This is a genomic window from Moorena sp. SIO3I8 (assembly GCF_010692325.1).
GTDB lineage: Bacteria > Cyanobacteriota > Cyanobacteriia > Cyanobacteriales > Coleofasciculaceae > Moorena.
The window spans coordinates 1-1,970 of record NZ_JAAHHW010000303.1; the positions used below are offsets into that span (position 1 = coordinate 1).

The 1,970-nt window shown below is 45.3% G+C and carries 2 pseudogenes; both read left to right on the forward strand.

Annotated features, from left to right (window positions below):
• Positions 1-120: pseudogene (locus tag F6K51_RS36430) on the forward strand (IS66 family transposase zinc-finger binding domain-containing protein); the annotation flags it as partial.
• 53 nt (positions 121-173) lie between these two features.
• Positions 174-1,826: pseudogene (locus F6K51_RS36435) on the forward strand (IS1634 family transposase).
• Positions 1,827-1,970 lie beyond the last annotated feature (144 nt).

The window sequence follows — 1,970 nt, forward strand, 5'->3', positions numbered from 1 at the left end:
GACAAAAACCCTTACCGTCATCAAATTGTCGAACTACCACCGATAACTCCAATAGTAGTAGAACATCGCTTACACCAACTGGTGTGCTCCCAATGTGGAAATACCACCCGTGCGGTATGGCCAATAGCCCACATTCCGCAGGTAGGAGAGGATAGCCATGGTATTTTTGAAGCATGAAACCAATAGCATCTTCAATAAGAGTACAAGATCTTGACCACTGTGGCATAGTGGCAGGCATAATTGACCAAATCGGGATTGTCGAACAAATTAACCAGGAACTTGGAACCCATCCTCAAGAAAAGCTAAGTGCTGGGGTAGCGGTAAAAGCGATGATTATCAATGGCTTAGGCGTGATTTAGCCCCCCTGTATTTGTTTGAAAAATTCTTTGGTAGGCAAAGCTTGCGAACATCTTCAAGGGAGTTGGGATTGAAGCACAGCACCTCAATGATGACCGCCTTGGAAGAGTCTTAGAGCAACTCTATGAAGGGGGATTGACGAGAATATTTGTCAAAGTAGCCCTAGAAGCAGCTTCTAAGTTTGGGGTAAACAGGGAGAGTCTGCACCTCGATTCAAGTTCTTTTCACGTTCATGGAGCTTATCTGAGCAAAAAACGACCTGGCCCAGAAGAACCAGCAGCGATGTTCCTTAGGAACCGCTTCGCGAACACGATTACTCATGGTTACTCCTCCAGACCATAGACCCGACCTGAAACAATTCATGGTAGACTTGATGTGTAGTGGAGATGGAGACATACCATTATATCTACGAGTAGCCAGTGGCAATGAATCAGACCAAGCCATTTTTGCCCAACTGATGGCAGAGTTTCGAGAGCAATGGCAATGTGAAGCTTTATTTGTAGCGGATGCTGCTCTGTAGGTCGAGGAAAACCTTCAGTCATTGACCCATTTGCAATGGCTCAGCCGAGTCCCAGCAACTCTCAAAGCAGCTCAAGAGTTAATCGAGCAATTGTCTGAAGAAGCCTTCAATCGAGGCCAATTAACAGGATACCGTATAGCTTGTGTCTGTAGCACCTATGGTGACATCAAGCAGCGATGGCTAGTTGTCGAAAGTGACGCTAGAAAAGAAGTTGACCTGTTGCACCTCGAACAAAAAATTCAACAGCATCATCACAAAGCCCAAAAGCAGCTCAAGCAGTTAGAACAACGAAACGCAAGCCTGTGCTCCTGATGCTATGGCCGCAGCACAATTCGTGAACAAACAACTGCGCTATCATCGCTTCACTCAGATAGAAGTTGTGCCATACCCTTACTACAATCAGCCTGGACGACCACGAACAGGTCAACTTCCAGATGGCTATCACTATCGTCTGCAAGGTAGCTTGACTTTGAAAAAAGAAGTTGTTGCCAAAGCTCGTAGAAGGGCTGGACGCTTTATTCTGGCTACCAATGTTCTAGACTCTGAATCCTTGTCTGAAGACGATATGCTCTGTGAGTACAAAAGACAACAATGTACTGAAAGAGGTTTCCGTTTTCTCAAAGATCCAATGTTTTTTACCAGCAGTGTTTTCCTCAAGACTCCTGAGCGTGTAGCTGCCTTGGCGATGGTGATGGGTCTTTGTTTATTAGTTTATACTTTAGCACAAAGAGCCTTACGCCAAGCTCTGGCCAAAGCTAAGCAAACTCTTAAGAACCAATTAGGTAAACCAACGGCTACCCCAACAATGCGTTGGGTATTTCAGTGCTTTCAGTCGATTCATTTGGTCACCCTGGGGGAATTTGAGCAAATTGTTAACTTAACCCAGGAGCATCAAAGGATTCTTCAGTTTCTTGGTGCCTCCTGCCAAAAATATTATCTATTGCTCTGACCAACCTGCGGAATGTGGGCCAATAGATGTGAACCCCAGTGGTTACGGTGAAAGAGTGGTAGCAACGGTGGCACGAAAGAGTGGATTGTATCGCCATAGCCACAGGATGGTAAAAACTGCTATGGAAGATTTATTTGGTATACC